Genomic DNA, 17,373 nt, shown 5'->3' on the forward strand with positions numbered 1-17,373 from the left:
CGACCCGATGAGCGAGACCGGCGACAAGCCCTTCGAGGCGACCGAGCAGAAGCTGCGGCAGGCGCGCCTCAAGGGCGATATCCCGCGCTCGACCGAGCTGAACGCCATGATGATGTATCTGGGCGCGGTGCTGGCCATTGCGGGGGCGGCAGGTCTGGTGACCCGGCACTGGCTGGCAATGGCCGCCCGTGCCCTGGGCTCCGAGGGCTGGATCCCCGGGGAGACCGTCGCGCTGGCGCGCAACCTGGGCGGCTACGCGGCACTGGCGACCGTGGGGTTGGCGGCGTTCCTTGTCGCTGCGATCCTGCTGGGGCTGGTGGCCACGCGCAGCGTGATCCTGTCGCCCGAAAAGCTGGCGCCGGACGCCAAGCGCATCAGCATCGTGAAGAATTTTGGCCAGAAGTTCGGGGCGAACGGGCTGGTCACCTTTGCGCTGTCCTTTGGCAAGGCGGCGCTCGTCTGTCTGGGCGGCTGGTTCCTGTTCCTGTCGCTGCTGGACCGGATCGCCGCGTCGGCCATGGCGCAGGGGCAGTGGGTCGCGGGACTGGTCGCGATCCTGGGACAGGTGCTGATGCTGGGACTGGGCATCTCGATCCTCTTCACGCTGCCGGACATGCTGTGGAAATGGTTCGACCATCGTCGCAAGAACCGCATGAGCCACAAGGAAATGCGGGACGAGCACAAGGAGTCCGAGGGGGATCCGCATCTGAAGGCGGCCCGGCGTCAGCGTGGGGTGGATCTTGCGATGAAGCAGATGCTGACCGATGTGGCCGGGGCGGACGTGGTCATCGTGAACCCGACGCATTACGCGGTCGCCCTGCGGTGGAAACGCGGCACCGGGCGGGCTCCGGTCTGCGTGGCCAAGGGCACGGACGAGGTCGCCGCCCGCATCCGCGCCCGGGCGGTCAGGGAGGGGGTGCCGATCTGGTCCGACCCGCCCTGCGCCCGGGCCATCCATGCCGAGGTCAGGATCGGGCAGGAGATCCGGCGCGATCACTTTGCCGCCGCCGCCGCGGCGATCCGCTTTGCCGAAAGGATGCGCCAGAAGGCGCGGGCCGGATGGTAGACCAGGTCGATCAACTGCGGCAGCTGGAACGGATCGCCCGGCTGAGGGCCGAGCGCGAGCTGAAAAGCTTTGCCGCCTTCAACGCGCACATGATCCGGGCCCGCCTGCAGGTCGACGGGTTGCGGGTGGCGCTGGCGCAAAGCTATGACAGCAGCGCGCCGCTGACCCTGCCCGAGGCGCGGCTGGCCAATGCCCAGGCCGGACGGGCCGCGCGCGAGCTGCGCCATGCCGATCAGGAGCTGCAGCGCCTGACGCCGAAATTCGAGATCGCGCGCCAACAGGCCGCCCGGGAATTCGGCCGGGCCGAGGTGCTGGCACGCCTGCAGCAGGATGCGGCGCTGCGTCGCCGCAGGGATCTGGAGTAGGACCCGCCCGGGCGGTTGGACAGCTTCGTGCGGGAATGCTAGGCAGAACGGCCAGCCACCGAGGGAAACCATGCTGCACAGTGATCCGACCACCGAACACCCCCGCGACATCTGGACGGCCGAGGCGGCTCGCCGGCTGTTCGACCAGCCACTCATGGACCTGCTCTATCAGGCGCAGACGGTGCATCGGCAGCATTTCGACCCCAACCGCGTGCAGATGAGCCGGCTTCTGTCGATCAAGACCGGCGGCTGTCCCGAGGATTGTTCCTATTGCAGCCAGTCGGCGCGCCATGCCTCGGGGCTGTCGGCCTCGAAGCTGATGGAGGTCGAGCGGGTGCTGGCCGAGGCGCGGCGGGCGCGGGATGCCGGCGCCACGCGCTATTGCATGGGCGCCGCCTGGCGCAGCCCCAAGGAACGGGACATGCCGCAGATCGTCGCCATGATCGAGGGCGTGCGCGCCCTGGGGATGGAGACCTGCATGACGCTTGGGATGCTGGATGCCGATCAGTCGCGGCAGCTGGCCACGGCGGGGCTGGATTACTACAACCACAATATCGACACCTCCGAAGCGTATTATGACAATGTGATCACAACACGCAGCTTTGCCGACCGGCTGGAAACGCTGGCCCGCGTGCGCGAGGCGGGCATCAAGGTCTGCTCGGGCGGGATCCTGGGTCTGGGCGAGGGGACGCAGGACCGCGTCGACATGCTGGTCACGCTGGCCAACCTGCCCGAGCCGCCCGACAGCGTGCCCATCAACATGCTGATCCCGGTCGAGGGCACGCCGCTGGCCGATGCCGCGCCGGTCGATCCGATCGATTTCGTCCGCACCATCGCCACCGCGCGGATCATGATGCCGCGAAGCCATGTACGCCTGTCCGCCGGGCGCACGGCCATGTCCGACGAGCTGCAGGCCATGTGTTTTCTGGCCGGGGCGAATTCTATCTTCGTGGGCGAGACGCTGTTGACCAAGGAAAATCCGTCCGAAGACAGCGACATGCGTCTGTTTGCCAAGCTGGGCATTCAGCCGATGCAGGCGCATGAGCATCAGCCGGAACCGAAGGCGACGCGGGCTCCGGCAATTCCGATCCTGCGCTGAGGCCAAGCCGGGGGTTTCACCCCCGGACCCCCAGGATATTTGACGACCGAAGATGGGACAGGGTGGAATGGACCGGCTGGCAGTCTATCGGCAGGATCTGGGCGCGCTGGCAGGGGCCGCGCGGCTGCGCGCCTTGATCCCCAGGCGGGGCGTGGATTTTTCCTCGAACGATTACCTTGGCTTGGCACAGTCCGCGCGGTTGCGGGCGGTTGTCGCCGGGGCGCTGGAGCGGGGCGTGCCGGTGGGGGCCGCGGGATCGCGGTTGCTGCGGGGGGAGACCGAGGTTCAGGCTGGGTTCGAGGCGGCGGCGGCGGGGTTTTTCGGGGCCGAGGCGGCGTTGGGCTTCGGGGGCGGGTATGTCGCCAACTTTGCTGTGATCACAACGCTGCCGCAGCGGGGGGATCTGCTGCTGATGGATGCGCTGTCCCATGCCAGCACCCATGAGGGGGCGCGGGCGGGGCGGGCGGAGGTTGCCATGTTCCGGCATGGCGATGCGGGGCATGCGGAGGATGTGATCACGACCTGGCGCCGTGGGGGCGGGACCGGGGCGGTCTGGATCGCGGTCGAGAGCCTCTACAGCATGGATGGCGACCGCGCGCCGCTGGACGATCTGATGGTCTTGGCGGATGCGCATGGGTTTCTGCTGGTGGACGAGGCGCATGCGACAGGCGTCTTCGGGCCCGGGGGCCGGGGCCTGGCGCATCACCTGGAGGGGCGCGACAATGTCGTGACGCTGCACACGCTTGGCAAGGCGCTGGGTGGGTCGGGCGCGCTGATCTGCGGCGCGCGGGTGCTGATCGATTTTCTGGTAAACCGTTGCCGGCCCTTCATTTTCGCGACCGCGCCCTCGCCCTTGATGGCGGTGGCGGGGCAGGAGGCGCTGGCGATCCTTGAGGACGAGCCATGGCGGCAGGCGGCGCTGCAGGACCGGGTGGCACTGTTCGGGGCCCAAATGGCCCGGCGCCTGCCGCAGGTGCCGTTGAGCGGCAGCCAGATCGTGCCGCTGATCGTGGGACCCGATGCCGCGACGATGGCGCTGGCCGCGCAGGTGCAGGCGCGGGGCCTGGATGTGCGGGGGATCCGGCCGCCGACCGTGCCCGAGGGGACCTCTCGGTTGCGGGTGTCGTTGACGCTGAATGCCTCGGAGGCGGAGGTGATCCGCCTGGCCGAGGTGCTGGAGGAGCTATGGCCAGATTTGTGATCACAGGCACCGGGACGGATGTCGGCAAGACGGTCTTCGCGGCCGGTCTGTGCGGCATGACCGGCGCGGCCTATTGGAAGCCGGTGCAGTCCGGGCTGGCGGGGAATGTGCCGAATGCGGCCCTCACCGGGGATGCACCGGGGCAGCACAGCGCGTGCACAGGGCGTACACCGACAACGCGCGCGGCCTTAACGGATGTTGCGCAGCCGGGCAGCGACCGGGCCGAGGTCGAACAGCTGTCGGGCGCCCCGACCCATCCCGAGGCGGTGATGCTGCGCGAGCCCCTGTCGCCGCACCGCGCCGCCGAGCTGGAGGGGGTGGAGATCGACGCCGAAGCGCTGACCCCGCCGCCCGGCGCGCGGCTGGTGATCGAGGGCGCGGGGGGCGTGCTGGTGCCGCTGACCCGGCAAATCTTGTTCGCGGACCTGTTCGCGCGCTGGCAGATCCCGGTGGTGCTGGTCTGCGCCACCGGGCTGGGGACGATCAGCCACAGCCTGAGCGCGATCGAGGCGCTGCGGGCGCGGGGCGTGCCGATCCATGGGGTGGCCTTTGCGGGCGATCCGAACGGTGACAACATGGCGACCATCGGGCAGATCGGCCGGGTCCGCGTGCTGGGGCGGCTGCCGCATCTGGCGCGGCTGGACCGGGCTGCGTTGGCTCAGGCGATGCGTGACAACTTCCGGGCGGAGGATTTCGCATGAGTGCGGTCTGGCATCCCTTCTTCCAGCATGCGACCGAGCCGGCGCCGCCCCGGGCCACGGGGTCGCAGGGCGCCTATATCCAGACCGACCGGGGCCCGCTGCTGGATGCGATCAGCAGCTGGTGGGTGGTCACCCATGGCCACAACCAGCCCGAGATCGTCGCGGCGATCCGCGAGATGGCGGGGACCCTGGATCAGGTGATCTTCGCCGGTCTGACCCATGCGCCCGCCGAGGAGCTGGCCGAGGCTCTGGTCGCGATGGCCCCTGCGGGGTTGAAGCACGTCTTCTACAGCGACAGCGGGTCCACCGCCGTCGAGGTCGCGCTGAAGATGGCCTTGGGCTATTGGCGCCACGAGGGCGACGGGCGCCACCGGATCGCGGTGATCGAGGACAGCTATCACGGCGACACCATCGGCACGATGAGCATGGGCGAGCGGGGGGTGTTCAACGCCGCCTATGATCCGCTGATGTTCGCGGTGGACCGGCTGCCCTTCCCCTCGGGTGACGGCGCGGCGACGCTGGCGGCCTTCGAGGATCTGGCCGCGTCGGGCCGGATGGCGGCGCTGATCCTGGAGCCGCTGGTGCTGGGCGCGGGGGGGATGCGGATGTATCGCCCCGAGGTCCTGGCCGGGCTGCGGGCGATCTGCGACCGGCATGACGTCTTGATGATCGCCGACGAGGTGATGACCGGATGGGGCCGCACGGGGCGGCTGTGGGCCTGCGATCATGTGGGGGTGGAGCCGGACATCCTGTGTACCTCGAAGGGGTTGACCGGGGGGGTGATGCCGCTGGCCGCCACGCTGGCGACGGCGCGGATCTTCGAGGCGCATCGGTCGGTGGACCGGCGGCGGACGTTCTATCATTCGTCCAGCTACACGGCCAATCCGATCGCCTGCGCGGCGGCGCTGGCGCAGGTGCGGCTGTGGCGGGCCAGCCCCATGCAGGCGCGGCTGGAGGCCTTGGGCGCGATGCAGGCCGAGCGGCTGGCGGCGCTGGCCGGGGATGCGCGCTTCACCAATCCGCGCCGCTGCGGGACCATCGCGGCGCTGGATCTGGTGGTGCCCGAGGGCGGCTATCTGTCCGAGGTCGGGCCGCGGATGCGGGCGCATGTCATGGCCGAGGGGGTGCTGCTGCGCCCCTTGGGCAACACGGTCTATGTGCTGCCGCCCTATGGGGTGACGGGCGAGGATCTGGATCTGGCTTGGGGGGCCGTGGCCTCATTCGAGGTCTAGATCGACCCAGACCAGCTTGCGATGCGAGGCCAGCGCCACGGCTTCGGCCAGCGGGTCGCCCGGGGCGGGCCAGAGGACACCGGCATCGATGACGCGCAGGCCCTGCGCGGGCAGGATGTAGTCCAGCCGCAGGTTGCCGGGGGGGCGGTCGTATTCCGCCGTGTCCAAGGCCGGATCGCCCTGGTGATCCGCGTTGGGGCCGGTCTGGGGCGGCTGCCACGCGCCGCGCGGTTCGGGGTCCTGCGTGACCGCCAGCAGGGCCGCAAGCGCCGCGGGATCGCCGTCGCCATCCACGGGATCCAGGTTCAGGTTGCCGATGACCGCGAAGGGCGCGTCGGGCAGGTGGTCCAGCCAGAAGGCGGCCTCGTCATGATTGCGGGCGATGTTGCGGGGCTCGAAGGCCGGGGGGGTGGCGGCCATGGCCAGCAGGTGCAGCGGGCCTGCGGGCGTGGTGAGGGCGATGTCCCAATGCGCGGACGAGGACAGGCGCTGCACATCCGCATGGGGGCCGTCGGGCATCCGGTGGCCGGGCATGTCGCGCCAGAGCACCGCCGTGTGGTCGGTGACGCTGGCGATGGGCAGGCGCGACAGCAGCGCGAGGCCCGATTGCCCGGTGAAGGCGCCGTATCCCTGCGCGTCGCGGGGCTGGCCCGCGCGTCCGTCGCCGTCAAGGTCGTGGCCGGTCTGGACCCCTCGGTTCGGGGGGCCGGCATGGCGGTGGGGCAGGGGGTGGCCCTGGGCCTTCAGCAGGTCGGCGAAAGCCGCCAGCGCGCGGCCGTCCAGATCCCAGTCCAGCCCGGTCAGCAGGATCGCGTCGGGCCGCAGCGCCGCGATGACCTGCGCCGCTGCCAGCACCTGCGGGTCGTCCCGCTCAATGTCGCGCAACAGAAGCCCCGGCCCGTCCCGGGTCAGGCCGGGATCCCAGGTGGCCAGGCGCAGGGTCTGGCCCTGGGCCGGGGCGGCCAGCATCAGGGCAAGGGCAAGCGCCCTCAGATCCAAGGGCGGGCCTGGGCCATCCCATCCTCGAACCGGTCGATGGCGGGGGCCTTCTCCATCGTCAGGCCGATATCGTCCAGCCCGTTCATCAGGCAGTGCTTGCGGAAGGCGTCGACCTCGAAGGCATGGCTGGTGCCGTCCGAGGCGGTGACGGTCTGGGTCTCCAGATCGACGGTGATGCGGGCATTGGCGCCGCGTTCGGCATCCTCCATCAGCGCGTCCACGGCGGCCTGCGGCAGCACGACCGGGAGGATGCCGTTCTTGAAGCAGTTGTTGAAGAAGATGTCGGCGAAGCTGGTCGAGATCACGCAGCGGATGCCGAAATCCAGCAGCGCCCAGGGCGCGTGTTCGCGCGACGAGCCGCAGCCGAAATTGTCGCCCGCGATCAGGATCTGCGCGTCGCGATAGGCGGGCTTGTTCAGCACGAAATCGGGGATCTCGCGCCCCTCGCGGTCATAGCGCATCTCGTCGAAGAGGTTCACGCCCAGGCCCGAGCGCTTGATGGTCTTCAGGAACTGCTTGGGGATGATCATGTCGGTGTCGATATTGACCAGCGGCATGGGGGCCGCGATGCCGGTCAGGGTGGTGAACTTGTCCATGATCTGTCCTTACGCCGGTTCTTTGGCGAATTCGCGGATGTCGGTCAGACGCCCCGTGACGCCCGCCGCCGCCGCCATCGCGGGGCTCATCAGATGGGTGCGGCCCTTGTAGCCCTGCCGCCCCTCGAAATTGCGGTTGCTGGTCGCGGCGCAACGCTCGCCCGGCTTCAGCTGGTCGGGATTCATGCCCAGACACATGGAACAGCCCGCCAGCCGCCATTCGAAGCCCGCCTCCAGAAAGACTGCGTCCAGCCCCTCCTCCTCGGCCTGCGCGCGCACCAGGCCCGAGCCCGGCACGACCATGCCGCGCACCCCCGGGGCCAGTTTGCGGCCGCGCAGCACCTCGGCGGCGGCGCGCAGATCCTCGATCCGGCCATTGGTGCAGGAGCCGATGAAGACCGCGTCGATGGCGATCTGGGTCAGCGGCGTCCCCGCCGTCAGGCCCATGTAGTCCAGGGACCGGCGCGCCGCATCGACCTTGCCGCCCGCGAAGCTTTCGGGCGCGGGAACCAAGGCGGTGATCGGCAGCGCGTCTTCGGGGCTGGTGCCCCAGGTGACGGTGGGGGCGATGTCCTCGGCCCGGATGGTCAGCACCTTGTCGAACTGCGCGCCGTCGTCCGAGAACAGCGTCTTCCACCAGGCGATCGCGGCCTCCCATTGCGCGCCCTTCGGCGCGTGGGGGCGGCCCTGGACATAGGCGAAGGTCACCTCGTCGGGGGCGATCAGGCCGGCGCGGGCGCCGCCCTCGATCGCCATGTTGCAGATGGTCATGCGGCCTTCCATCGACAGGTTGCGGATCGCCTCGCCGCAATATTCGATGACATGGCCGGTACCGCCCGCGGTCCCTGTTTCGGCGATGATCCGCAGGACTATGTCCTTGGCGGTCACGCCGGGGGCGAGGCGGCCGGTGATCTCGACCTTCATGTTCTTCGACTTGCCCTGGATCAGGGTCTGGGTGGCCAGCACATGTTCGACCTCGGAGGTGCCGATGCCATGGGCCAGCGCGCCGAAGGCGCCATGCGTGGCGGTATGGCTGTCGCCGCAGACGACGGTCATGCCGGGCAGGGTCCAGCCCTGCTCGGGGCCGACGATATGCACGATGCCCTGCCGGATGTCGGTCACCGGATAGTAATGCACCCCGAACTCGCGGGCGTTGCGGTCCAGCGCATCGACCTGGATGCGGGATTCCTCGTTGTCGATGCCCTGCTGGCGGTCCAGCGTGGTGGGCACGTTGTGATCGGGCACGGCGATGGTGCGTTCGGGCGCGCGGACGGTGCGACCGGTCATGCGCAGCCCCTCGAAGGCCTGCGGGCTGGTCACCTCGTGGACCAGATGGCGGTCGATATACAGAAGGCAGGTGCCGTCCTCCTGGCGGTCGACCACATGGGCGTCCCAGATCTTGTCGTAAAGCGTGCGCGGCGCGGCGGCTGCGGGAATGGTCATGGCTGAGGTCTTTCGGCTGTGATGCAGGGTGCAGGGAGGGGCCGGGCATGCGGATGCCCGCAGGCCATCACCCCCGCGCGGTCACGCTGAGCGTTTCGCCATGGAAGCGCTGCGGCAGGCGGGCGCGGTCATGAATGTCGAAATAACGCATCATCGGGCAAGATTAGGCCAGCCGCGCCCGCCGATCAAGCCATCCCCGCGCCTTGCAGGGAAGGAATTTGGCCGCGCCGATTGAGATGGGCCGAAAAGATGCTATGTTGGAGGGAACCCCGGCGCCGGGGGCTATCGGCGCGTGGACCGGAGGATGAAACCCTGTCACAAGACGTCCCGTCGGCCGGTCGGCCGACCGCCTCGAATTCAGGACCCAGCAGCGATGATATCCTGTCGCTGGTCCTGACCTCTCTGGATGACGACAAGGCCGAAGAGGTCATCACCATCGACCTGCGCGGTCGCACGGCCATCGCCGATCACATGGTGATCGCCTCGGGCCGCAGCTCGCGCCAGGTGGGGGCGATTGCCGAGAAGCTGGCCGAGCGGGTCAAGCAGGCCACCGGCCGCTCGCCGCGGATCGAGGGCAAGGATGCCGGAGATTGGGTGCTGATCGACACCGACGACGTGATCGTCCATGTCTTCCGCCCCGAAGTCCGCGATTTCTACCAGCTGGAGAAGATGTGGATGCCCGCCGATGCGCTGGCCCGCGTGCGCGAGCCCGCCCAGCCCTCGGCCTACCAGCCCCAGGACTGATCCGGGCGCGGCCATGCGGATCGACCTTGCCGCCGTGGGGCGGATGAAGACCGGCCCCGAGGCGGCGATGGTCGCGGATTACCTCGACCGCTTCGCCAGGACGGGCCGGGGCCTCGGCCTGCCGCCGGTCCAGGTCCATGAGGTCGAGGACCGCCGCGCCGGCACCATGGCCGCCGAGGCCGAACTGCTCGCCCGCGCGATCCCGCAGGGCGCGCTGGTGGTCATGATGGACGAGCGCGGCGACCAGCCCAGCTCGCCCGATTTCGCCGCGCGCCTGGCCGGATGGCGCGATCAGGCGCGGGACGTGTGCTTCGTGATCGGCGGGGCGGACGGGCTGGATCCCGGCCTGCGCGCCCGGGCCGACTGGCAGATCAGCCTGAGCCGCATGGTCTGGCCGCATCTGCTGGTGCGCGTGATGCTGGCCGAGCAGCTCTATCGCGCGGCGACGATCCTGGCGGGCGGCCCCTATCATCGCGCGTGAGGGTGCCGCAGCAGGGGGCTGTCTGCCCCCCGTCGCCGTTCCGGCGACTCCCCCCGAGGATATTTCCGGACCAATGCAGGCAGCCTGTCCCTTGATGCCTGCATTGGTCTGCAAATATCCCGGGGGTCCGGGGGCTGGCCCCCGGTCCCTCGGTTGCCGCTGGCGCCCGCTTTGGGTATGACAGTCAAAACCGCGAGGCCGTCATGACCAAACCCGTGATCCTGTGCATTCTCGATGGCTGGGGCCTGTCCGAGCGTCCCGAGCAGAGCGCCCCCGACCAGGCGAACACGCCGCAGTTCGACCGGCTGATGCGGGAGAGCCCGAACGCGCGGCTGCTGACCTACGGGCCCGATGTGGGCCTGCCGCGCGGGCAGATGGGCAATTCCGAGGTGGGCCATACCAATATCGGCGCGGGCCGGGTCGTGGCCATGGATCTGGGCGCGATCGATCTGGCCATCGAGGAGGGCAGCTTCGGGCGCAACCCGGCGCTGCTGGACTTCGTGGCGCGGCTGACGGCCTCGGGCGGGACGGCGCATCTGATGGGCGTGATCTCGGACGGGGGCGTGCATGGGCATCTGACCCATGTGCTGGCGGCGGCGCGGGCCGTGGCGGAAGCGGGGGTGCCGGTCGTCCTCCATGCGATCACCGACGGGCGCGACGTGGCGCCCTCGTCGGCGGCGGGGTTTCTGGAAGAATTGCAGGACGGGCTGCCCGCGGGCGCGCGGATCGGCACGGTCATCGGGCGCTATTTCGCCTTGGACCGCGACAACCGGTGGGAGCGGGTCGAGCGGGCCTATCGCGCCATCACCGAAGGCCGGGGCGAGGCCGCGCCGGATGCCGCCAGTGCCATCGCGGCCGCCCATGGGCGCGGCGAGACGGACGAGTTCGTGCCGCCCTTCGTCATCGGCGGCTATGCGGGTGCGCGGGACGGGGACGGGGTGTTCTGCCTGAACTTCCGCGCCGACCGGGCGCGCGAGATCCTGTCGGCCCTGGGCGACCCGGTCTTCGAGGGGTTCGAGACCGGCCCGCGCCCGGACTGGGCGGGGATGCTGGGCATGGTCGACTATTCGACCCGGCATGGCAGCTTCATGACCGCCGCCTATCCCAAGCAGCAGGTCAGCAACACCTTGGGGGCCTGGGTGGCCGCGCAGGGGCTGCGCCAGTTCCGGCTGGCCGAGACCGAGAAATACCCGCATGTGACCTTCTTCCTGAATGGCGGGAAGGAGACCCCAGAGCCGGGCGAGGATCGCCACATGCCGCAAAGCCCCAAGGTCGCGACCTATGACCTGGCGCCCGAGATGGCGGCCGAGGAGGTCGCCGACACCCTGGTCGAGGTGATCGGCCAGGACTATGCCCTGATCGTGGTGAATTTCGCCAATCCTGACATGGTGGGCCATACCGGCAGCCTCTCCGCCGCTGCGCGGGCCTGCGAGGCCGTGGACCGGGGGCTGGGGCGGATGCTTGAGGCGCTGGACCGGGTGGGCGGCGCCGCCGTCATCTGCGCCGATCACGGCAATTGCGAGCAGATGATCGACCCCGAGACGGGCGGGCCGCACACCGCCCATACGCTGAACCCGGTGCCGGTCATCGTCCATGGCGGGCCGCCGGGCATCCATCTGCGCGACGGGCGGCTGGCCGATCTGGCGCCCACGGTGCTGGAGCTGATGGGGCTGGAGAAGCCCGCCGAGATGACCGGCACCAGTCTGATCACCCGATGAGGATGCGCCTTGCCCTGACGCTCTGCGCCGCCCTTGCCGGTCCTTCCGTCCTTGTCCTGCCCGCCGTTGCGCAGACCAGCCCCGCCAATCAGGCGGTGGCCGATGCCGAGGCCGCCGCCGCCCTGCTGCGCGCGGCCATCGGGCAGCTGGCCCAGGCTGTCAGCGCCGACGATCAGGTCGTGGCCCTGACCGAGGTGATCCGCGGCTATGAGCTGGGCCTGTCGGCGCTGCGCGACGGGTTGCGGCAGGCCAGCGCCCGCGAGGCCGAGCTGCGCGACCGCTTCGAGGCGCAGCGTGGCCAGCTGAGCCGCGTGCTGGGCGCGATGACCGCGCTGCAGCAGAGCCCCGAATCGACGATGCTGCTGCATCCGGCGGGCGCGCTGGCCAATGCGCGCACCGGGATGATCCTGTCGGGCATCACCCCGGGCCTGCGGGCCGAGGCCGAGGCGCTGCAGGTCGATCTGGACGAGATCGCCACCGTGCGCGAGCTGCAGGCCAATGCCGCCGGCATGCTGGGATCGGGGCTGGATTCGGTGCAGGAGGCGCGGCGCCTGCTGGCCAGCGCGGCGGGCGACCGCAGTTCGATGCCCACGCGCTATGCCGAGGACCCGCAGGAATTGCAGGAGTTGCGCGCCGCCGCCGAAAGCCTGAACCAGTTCGCCACCGGCATTGCGAGCATGGAAAAGGACGTGGGTCCGCCGATGGAGGATTTCGAGGGTGCGCAGGGCAGCCTGCCCCTGCCGGTGGTCGGCACGATCCTGCGCCCCTATGACGAACCCGACGCCGCGGGCGTCAGCCGCCCGGGCTGGGTGATCGCCACGGCGCCCGCCGCCCTGGTGCAGACGCCCTGGCCTGCGACGATCCGCTACCGCGGTCCCTTCCTGGATTACGGCAATGTGATGATCGCCGAGCCCGCACGGGGGTATCTGTTGATCTTCGCGGGCCTCTCGCAGGTGTTCGGAGAGGTGGGCGATGTGCTGAAGGCAGGCGATCCGGTGGGGTTGATGGGGGGCACCGAGGCCCCCGCCCAGGAATTCGGGTCGCAATTCGTCTCGGACGCGGCGCGCGGGGCCGAGGCCGGGCGCAGCGAGACGCTGTATCTGGAACTGCGCCGTGGCAACGAAACGCTGGACCCGGCCGACTGGTTTGTGCTCAATCCCGTCGTCGGGCCGCAAGAGGACTGAGGCAGAAAGGCCGCCATGAAACATTATCTGATCGCGGGACTGGGGGGCGTTCTGGCCGGGGCTCTGGTCACGACGCAGCTGGCAGGACCGCTGCTGGCCCAGGAAACCGGGCGCAGCGCGCCCATCTATGAGCAGCTGGAGCTGTTCGGCAACGTCTTCGAGCGGATCCGCGCCGACTATGTCGAGGCGCCCGACGACAAGGCGCTGATCGAGGCGGCCATCAACGGCATGCTGACCTCGCTGGATCCCCATTCGGGCTTCCTGTCGGCGGACGACTATTCCGACATGCAGACGCAGACCCGGGGCAGCTTCGGCGGCCTGGGGATCGAGGTCAGCCAGGAGGAGGGCATGGTCAAGGTCGTGGCCCCCATCGACGACACGCCCGCCGCCAATGCGGGCGTCGAGCCGGGCGATTTCATCACCCATGTGAACGGCGAATCGCTGCTGGGGCTGACGCTGGATCAGGCGGTCGACATGATGCGCGGCCCCATCGGGTCCGAGATCACCATCACCATCCTGCGCGAGGGCGAGACCGAGCCCTTCGATCTGTCCATGGCGCGCGACACGATCAAGCTGACCGTCGTGCGCAGCCGCGTCGAGGGCCATGCGGTCGTGCTGCGGGTCTCGACCTTCAACGACGAGACCTATGACACGCTGCTGGCCGAGCTGGAGAGCGCGGTCGAGGAGGCCGGCGGGATCGACCGGGTGACCGGCTTCGTGCTGGATTTGCGCAACAATCCGGGCGGTCTGCTGAACCAGGCGATCAGCGTCTCGGATGCCTTCCTGGATGCCGGCGAGATCGTCAGCACGCGGGGCCGCAGTTCTGACGAGAGCGAGCGCTGGAACGCCGAGACCGGCGATCTGGCCGAGGGCAAGCCGATGGTCGTGCTGGTGAACGGTGGCTCGGCCAGTGCGTCGGAAATTGTCGCGGGCGCCCTGCAGGATCATCGCCGCGCCATCGTGGTGGGCGAGAAGTCCTTCGGCAAGGGCTCGGTCCAGACGGTGATGCCGGTGACCGCCGACAGCGCCATCCGGCTGACCACGGCGCGGTACTTCACGCCCTCGGGCCGGTCTATCCAGGCGCTTGGCATCCAGCCGGACATCCTGGTGGCCCAGCCCCGCCCGGCGCCCACCGAGGACGAGGAGGACACGCCCCGCAGCGAGAGCAGCTTCAGCCGGTCCGAGGCGGATCTGCGCGGCGCGCTTGGCAATGACGTGAGCGACGAGGAGCGCGAGCAGATGGAGCGCGAGGCGGCCGAGGTCGAGGCCACCGCCGCGCTGCGCGACGAGGATTACCAGTTGGCCTATGCGGTGGATGTGCTGAAGGGCCTGGCGGCGGTGAATTTCCGCGCCGAGCAGGTGCCTGCCGCCGCGACGCCTGCGGTCACCGGCGAAGGCGCGGGGGGCGAGGATGACGCGGCCGACCGGGGCTGAGGCCGAGGCGCCCGATCTCGTCGGGCCGGGGGGCTTGCCCTACCGGCCCTGCGCGGGGGTGGTGCTGGTCAATCGCGACGGCCTGGTCTTTGCGGGCCACCGGCTGGACATGCCCGGCGCCTGGCAGATGCCGCAGGGCGGGATCGACGGGGACGAGACCCCGCGCGAGGCCGCCTTGCGCGAGCTGACCGAGGAGACGGGCGTGGGCCCGGATCTGGTCGAGGTGCTGGCCGAGACCCCGGACTGGGTCGTCTACGACCTGCCGCCCGACATGCTGGGCCGCGTCTGGAAGGGCCGCTTCGGCGGGCAGCGGCAGAAATGGCTGCTGCTGCGCTTCCTGGGCGAGGACCGGGATGTGGCGATCGAGACCGCCCATCCCGAATTCGACCGCTGGCAATGGATGCGGGCCGACGATCTGCTGGAGAACATCGTGCCCTTCAAGCGCGCGGTCTATGCCGAGGTGCTGGACGCGTTTCGCGACCATCTGGCCTGAGGAGGGGGGGCTCTGCCCCCGTCCTGCGGCCTTCGCCGCTGAAAAAGGTCCACTGGACCTTTTTCAGGCGCGGCTCAGCCCCGGGATATTTCCGCCAAGATGAAATTCAGGCGGTGGGGCGGCTGTCCCAGCTGTCCTCGAAGATCAGGTCGTCGAGGGGCAGGCGCCGGCCCCAGCCCCGGGCCTGCAGCTCGGGCTGGGTATGAAGTTCGCGGACATGGCCGAGGCAGAGATAGGCCACCGGCACGACATGGTCGGGCAGGCGCAGGATGCTGCGCAGGTCCTCGGGGCGGAAGATGCTGACCCAGCCCACGCCGATCCCCTCGGCCCGGGCGGCCAGCCAGAGGTTCTGGACCGCGCAGGCGGTCGAATAGAGGTCGGTCGACGGGTCATGGGTGCGGCCCAGCACATGCGCGCCGCCCCGGGTCCGGTCGCAGGTGATGCAGAGGTTCAGCGGCGCCTGCAGGATCCCCTCGAGCTTGAGCGAGGAATAGAGCGCGGCGCGGTCGGGAAAGCGGGCGGCGGCCTCGGCATTGGCGGTCTGGAAGGCGGCGTGCAGGCGGGCGCGCAGGGCCGGGTCGCGCAGCAGGATGAAGTTCCACGGCTGCGAGAGGCCGACCGAGGGGCCGTCATGCGCCGCCTGCAGCAGGCGGCGCAGCAGGGCCGGGTCGATCGGGTCGGGGCGGAACTGGCCCCTCACGTCGCGGCGTTCGCGGATCGCGCGATAGACCGCCGCCCGCTCGGCCGGGGGAAACGGCCCCGCCGGGGCGAGGCCGACCGTGTCCTCGCTCACCGGCGCAGCTGGTCCAGCAGGATCGAGGTCGGGTAGCCGTCGGGCGCCACGCCGATCGAGCGCTGGAAGGCCTGCACCGATTCCATCGTGGCCGAGCCGAAGAGGCCGTCGATCTCGCCCTGATACAGCCCGCGCTGCGCCAGGCGGCGCTGGATCTCCTCGCGCTCGCCGGTCGACAGGGCGCGGTCGTTGCGCGGCCAGGCCCCCTGGATGCCGGACCGGCCCGCGATGCGTTCGGCCAGATAGGCCACGCCGAGCGCGTAGTTGTCCGAGTTGTTGTAGCGCAGGATGGCGCGGAAGTTGTCGCTGATGAAAAAGGCCGGGCCGCGCGCGCCGGCGGGCATGATGATCGAGCCCGATCCGCCGGGCAGGCCGCCGCCGCCCATGGTCCGCACGCCCTGCGCCGACCAGTCGCTGGCCGAGCGGCGGGTGCCTTTCCCGATCAGGCTCATGTTGAAGTTCGAGGGCAGCTGCACCTCGGCCCCCCAGGGCGCGCCGCGCTGCCAGCCGCTGCGGGCCAGATAGGCGGCGGTCGAGGCCAGCGAATCCGTCGGATCCTCGGACCAGATGTCGCGGCGGCCGTCGCCGGTGAAGTCGACGGCATATTCCAGATAGGAGGTCGGCATGAACTGCGTGTGGCCCATGGCGCCGGCCCAGCTGCCCAGCATGTTGGCCGGGTCGGTATCGCCCGCCTGCAGGATCTGCAGCGCCGCGATCAGCTGGCTCTGGAAGAACTCTCCGCGGCGGCCATCATAGGCCAGCGTCGTCAGCGAGGGGATGATCTGCATCCGGCCGCGATTGGCGCCGAAGTTGGATTCCATGCCCCAGACCGCCAGCACGACCTCGCGCGGGACGCCGTATTGCGCCTCGATCCGGGCCAGCACCGGGTTCAGCTCGGCCAGCTTCTGGCGGCCGGTGGTGATGCGCACATCGGACACGGCGCTGTCCAGGTACAGCCAGACCGGGCGCGAGAACTCGGCCTGGCGGCGGTCGAGGCGGATCACCTCGGGGTTGTAGCGCGCCAGTGCCATGGCCCGGTCATAGGTCGAAGCCGAGATGCCCGAGGACAGCGCGCGGGGGCGGAACTGCTGCACGAAAGTCTGCAGCCCGGCCTCGTCGCCGGGCGATGCGGCCGGGATCGGGGTGGGGGTCACCGAGGCCTGCGGCGCGACGGGCATGCTGGAGGGCATCCGCGACATGGGCGAGGCGCAGGCCGCCAGCGCGCCGATCAGGGTGGTGGACAGGAAGATGCGGGAAATGCTCATGGGGAAATGCCTGTTCGTGACTGCCGTGGTTTCTTGATGCCGGGTCGCAAGCGCCCGGACTGGTTGATTGACACAACCCTAGCCGAACGGATCGGACTTGAATAGGCCGCGACAGGCGCGGGCATCGCGTTTCATCTTGGCGCAAATATCCCGGGGGGAGTCCCGGAACGGGACGGGGGGCAGCGCCCCCCTCCTTGTCCAATCATGCGCGCGGCATTCGGCCGCTCAGTTCATCAGCGAATCGGGATCGGCCTCGCCGCCGAACCACGGCACCATCTGCGCGATGATGACCGAGTTCTCGGCCAGCGCGCGGTCCATCAGGGCGCGTTCGGCCTCGTCGATCTCGTGGCCCTCGGCCAGCCGTTCGTCCAGCGTGCCATAGCCCGAGACGTCCAGGGGCGCCATGTCGGCCTGCTTGAGGATGGCCACCGTCTCGCGCACGGCCTCGCCCTCGTCATGGCCGGCGGCATAGCAGACGAGGCCCGCCCCGGTGGCGCCCTTGGGCAGGCCGTCGCCCGCGCGGCGGCCCAGTTCGACGACCAGCGTATAGACCTTCATG

Annotated in this window: 18 protein-coding genes; 12 read left to right on the forward strand and 6 right to left on the reverse strand. The window is 69.9% G+C overall.

The window, feature by feature from the left end:
- Nucleotides 1-7 precede the first annotated feature (7 nt).
- The 6 genes from flhB (at nucleotide 8) to FA743_RS06725 (ending at nucleotide 5,664) form a co-directional block, all read left to right on the forward strand.
- Nucleotides 8-1,066 (forward strand): flagellar type III secretion system protein FlhB, encoded by a 1,059-nt coding sequence (gene flhB, locus FA743_RS06705; protein WP_136885105.1) that lies wholly within the window; start codon nucleotides 8-10, stop codon nucleotides 1,064-1,066.
- Complete coding sequence (locus FA743_RS06710; protein ID WP_136885106.1) at nucleotides 1,060-1,431, forward strand: hypothetical protein; 372 nt, start codon at nucleotides 1,060-1,062, stop codon at nucleotides 1,429-1,431. Before flhB ends, FA743_RS06710 begins: the two co-directional genes overlap by 7 nt.
- 70 nt (nucleotides 1,432-1,501) lie before the next feature.
- Nucleotides 1,502-2,530, forward strand: a complete 1,029-nt coding sequence (gene bioB / locus FA743_RS06715; RefSeq protein ID WP_136885107.1) for a biotin synthase BioB — start codon at nucleotides 1,502-1,504, stop codon at nucleotides 2,528-2,530.
- Between the two features lie 67 nt (nucleotides 2,531-2,597).
- Nucleotides 2,598-3,731, forward strand: coding sequence for an 8-amino-7-oxononanoate synthase (locus FA743_RS20255; protein ID WP_169308797.1), 1,134 nt, complete (start codon nucleotides 2,598-2,600; stop codon nucleotides 3,729-3,731).
- Nucleotides 3,716-4,432 carry an ATP-dependent dethiobiotin synthetase BioD gene (gene bioD, locus FA743_RS06720; protein ID WP_169308798.1) on the forward strand — a complete coding sequence of 239 codons (717 nt, stop codon included), beginning with the start codon at nucleotides 3,716-3,718 and terminating at the stop codon, nucleotides 4,430-4,432. The genes FA743_RS20255 and bioD overlap by 16 nt, the downstream gene beginning before the upstream one ends.
- Nucleotides 4,429-5,664, forward strand: coding sequence for an adenosylmethionine--8-amino-7-oxononanoate transaminase (locus FA743_RS06725; protein WP_136885109.1), 1,236 nt, complete (start codon nucleotides 4,429-4,431; stop codon nucleotides 5,662-5,664). Before bioD ends, FA743_RS06725 begins: the two co-directional genes overlap by 4 nt.
- Here the strand turns inward: FA743_RS06725 and FA743_RS06730 are convergent.
- Genes FA743_RS06730 through leuC form a run of 3 tightly spaced genes read right to left on the reverse strand, consistent with a single transcriptional unit; the run spans nucleotide 5,650 to nucleotide 8,702 of the window.
- Entirely contained in the window at nucleotides 5,650-6,663 is a 1,014-nt protein-coding gene (locus tag FA743_RS06730) for an endonuclease/exonuclease/phosphatase family protein (protein WP_246054864.1), read from the reverse strand. The two genes, FA743_RS06725 and FA743_RS06730, sit on opposite strands and share 15 nt — an antisense overlap.
- The gene (gene leuD, locus FA743_RS06735; protein WP_136885110.1) at nucleotides 6,654-7,259 is read right to left on the reverse strand and encodes a 3-isopropylmalate dehydratase small subunit; all 606 of its coding nucleotides are present in this window, start codon (nucleotides 7,257-7,259) and stop codon (nucleotides 6,654-6,656) included. Before leuD ends, FA743_RS06730 begins: the two co-directional genes overlap by 10 nt.
- A 9-nt stretch (nucleotides 7,260-7,268) precedes the next feature.
- Nucleotides 7,269-8,702, reverse strand: coding sequence for a 3-isopropylmalate dehydratase large subunit (gene leuC, locus FA743_RS06740; RefSeq protein ID WP_136885111.1), 1,434 nt, complete (start codon nucleotides 8,700-8,702; stop codon nucleotides 7,269-7,271).
- A gap of 249 nt (nucleotides 8,703-8,951) precedes the next feature.
- Here leuC and rsfS point away from each other — a divergent pair, with 249 nt between their 5' ends.
- From rsfS to FA743_RS06770, 6 genes are all read left to right on the forward strand, one after another.
- A complete protein-coding gene (gene rsfS / locus FA743_RS06745) occupies nucleotides 8,952-9,446 on the forward strand; it encodes a ribosome silencing factor (RefSeq protein ID WP_136885112.1) in 495 nt (164 codons plus the stop codon).
- Between the two features lie 13 nt (nucleotides 9,447-9,459).
- Nucleotides 9,460-9,927 (forward strand): 23S rRNA (pseudouridine(1915)-N(3))-methyltransferase RlmH, encoded by a 468-nt coding sequence (rlmH, locus tag FA743_RS06750; protein WP_136885113.1) that lies wholly within the window; start codon nucleotides 9,460-9,462, stop codon nucleotides 9,925-9,927.
- Nucleotides 9,928-10,130: 203 nt separating this feature from the next.
- On the forward strand, nucleotides 10,131-11,645 hold the full coding sequence (gene gpmI, locus FA743_RS06755) for a 2,3-bisphosphoglycerate-independent phosphoglycerate mutase (RefSeq protein WP_136885114.1): 1,515 nt from the start codon (nucleotides 10,131-10,133) through the stop codon (nucleotides 11,643-11,645).
- Entirely contained in the window at nucleotides 11,642-12,829 is a 1,188-nt protein-coding gene (locus FA743_RS06760; RefSeq protein ID WP_136885115.1) for a murein hydrolase activator EnvC family protein, read from the forward strand. Before gpmI ends, FA743_RS06760 begins: the two co-directional genes overlap by 4 nt.
- Nucleotides 12,830-12,844: 15 nt before the next feature.
- Entirely contained in the window at nucleotides 12,845-14,263 is a 1,419-nt protein-coding gene (locus FA743_RS06765; RefSeq protein ID WP_136885116.1) for a S41 family peptidase, read from the forward strand.
- Nucleotides 14,241-14,756 (forward strand): RNA pyrophosphohydrolase, encoded by a 516-nt coding sequence (locus tag FA743_RS06770; RefSeq protein WP_136885117.1) that lies wholly within the window; start codon nucleotides 14,241-14,243, stop codon nucleotides 14,754-14,756. The genes FA743_RS06765 and FA743_RS06770 overlap by 23 nt, the downstream gene beginning before the upstream one ends.
- Nucleotides 14,757-14,862: 106 nt before the next feature.
- On the opposite strand, the gene bluB is transcribed toward FA743_RS06770, so the two are convergent.
- The 3 genes from bluB to FA743_RS06785 all read right to left on the reverse strand — a co-directional run bounded on the left by bluB (nucleotide 14,863) and on the right by FA743_RS06785 (nucleotide 17,372).
- On the reverse strand, nucleotides 14,863-15,549 hold the full coding sequence (bluB, locus tag FA743_RS06775; RefSeq protein ID WP_136885118.1) for a 5,6-dimethylbenzimidazole synthase: 687 nt from the start codon (nucleotides 15,547-15,549) through the stop codon (nucleotides 14,863-14,865).
- Nucleotides 15,546-16,814: a lytic murein transglycosylase gene (locus tag FA743_RS06780; RefSeq protein ID WP_136885119.1), complete on the reverse strand. Its 1,269-nt coding sequence runs from the start codon at nucleotides 16,812-16,814 to the stop codon at nucleotides 15,546-15,548. The genes bluB and FA743_RS06780 overlap by 4 nt, the downstream gene beginning before the upstream one ends.
- A 225-nt stretch (nucleotides 16,815-17,039) precedes the next feature.
- Entirely contained in the window at nucleotides 17,040-17,372 is a 333-nt protein-coding gene (locus FA743_RS06785; protein WP_135819238.1) for a hypothetical protein, read from the reverse strand.
- Nucleotide 17,373 lies beyond the last annotated feature (1 nt).

Origin of the sequence: Paracoccus gahaiensis, from assembly GCF_005048225.1 — a bacterium.
Lineage (GTDB): Bacteria > Pseudomonadota > Alphaproteobacteria > Rhodobacterales > Rhodobacteraceae > Paracoccus > Paracoccus gahaiensis.

Bases quoted from the DNA above. Each gene is read 5' to 3' on its own strand.
- flhB (WP_136885105.1), top strand. From the start codon at position 8: ATGAGCGAGACCGGCGACAAGCCCTTCGAGGCGACCGAGCAGAAGCTG.
- FA743_RS06710 (WP_136885106.1), top strand. From the start codon at position 1,060: ATGGTAGACCAGGTCGATCAACTGCGGCAGCTGGAACGGATCGCCCGG.
- bioB (WP_136885107.1), top strand. From the start codon at position 1,502: ATGCTGCACAGTGATCCGACCACCGAACACCCCCGCGACATCTGGACG.
- FA743_RS20255 (WP_169308797.1), top strand. From the start codon at position 2,598: ATGGACCGGCTGGCAGTCTATCGGCAGGATCTGGGCGCGCTGGCAGGG.
- bioD (WP_169308798.1), top strand. From the start codon at position 3,716: ATGGCCAGATTTGTGATCACAGGCACCGGGACGGATGTCGGCAAGACG.
- FA743_RS06725 (WP_136885109.1), top strand. From the start codon at position 4,429: ATGAGTGCGGTCTGGCATCCCTTCTTCCAGCATGCGACCGAGCCGGCG.
- leuD (WP_136885110.1), bottom strand. From the start codon at position 7,259: ATGGACAAGTTCACCACCCTGACCGGCATCGCGGCCCCCATGCCGCTG.
- leuC (WP_136885111.1), bottom strand. From the start codon at position 8,702: ATGACCATTCCCGCAGCCGCCGCGCCGCGCACGCTTTACGACAAGATC.
- rsfS (WP_136885112.1), top strand. From the start codon at position 8,952: ATGCTATGTTGGAGGGAACCCCGGCGCCGGGGGCTATCGGCGCGTGGA.
- rlmH (WP_136885113.1), top strand. From the start codon at position 9,460: ATGCGGATCGACCTTGCCGCCGTGGGGCGGATGAAGACCGGCCCCGAG.
- gpmI (WP_136885114.1), top strand. From the start codon at position 10,131: ATGACCAAACCCGTGATCCTGTGCATTCTCGATGGCTGGGGCCTGTCC.
- FA743_RS06760 (WP_136885115.1), top strand. From the start codon at position 11,642: ATGAGGATGCGCCTTGCCCTGACGCTCTGCGCCGCCCTTGCCGGTCCT.
- FA743_RS06765 (WP_136885116.1), top strand. From the start codon at position 12,845: ATGAAACATTATCTGATCGCGGGACTGGGGGGCGTTCTGGCCGGGGCT.
- FA743_RS06770 (WP_136885117.1), top strand. From the start codon at position 14,241: ATGACGCGGCCGACCGGGGCTGAGGCCGAGGCGCCCGATCTCGTCGGG.
- FA743_RS06780 (WP_136885119.1), bottom strand. From the start codon at position 16,814: ATGAGCATTTCCCGCATCTTCCTGTCCACCACCCTGATCGGCGCGCTG.
- FA743_RS06785 (WP_135819238.1), bottom strand. From the start codon at position 17,372: ATGAAGGTCTATACGCTGGTCGTCGAACTGGGCCGCCGCGCGGGCGAC.